The organism is Duganella sp. CY15W, assembly GCF_009857555.1.
In the GTDB taxonomy this organism is placed as follows: Bacteria; Pseudomonadota; Gammaproteobacteria; order Burkholderiales; family Burkholderiaceae_D; genus Rugamonas; species Rugamonas sacchari.
Genome location: NZ_WWCQ01000037.1, coordinates 1 through 256, shown reverse-complemented (window position 1 = coordinate 256; position 256 = coordinate 1). Strand labels below are relative to the sequence as shown.

General features: G+C 49.2%; 1 rRNA gene. It reads left to right on the top strand.

Features of this window, described 5'->3' with window-relative positions:
• Positions 1–157 precede the first annotated feature (157 nt).
• Positions 158–256 (top strand): 5S ribosomal RNA (gene rrf / locus GTP58_RS30960); the annotation flags it as partial.

The following is a 256-nucleotide window of genomic DNA, read 5'->3' as shown; positions in this document are numbered from 1 at the left end:
GCATTAAGCTAACTGATACTAATTGCCCGTACGGCTTGTCCCTATAACCTTGCCGGTTATATGCATTTACTAAGATGGTGAGTGCTACCCCCAAACTTTACTTCTCCCAGATTCGCTGTGCAGCCCATGATGTGGCTGCGGAGCATACAAGTCAAAGCTTGATGACCATAGCAAGTCAGTCCCACCCCTTCCCATCCCGAACAGGACCGTGAAATGACTCTGCGCCGATGATAGTGCTGCAACCAGTGTGAAAGTA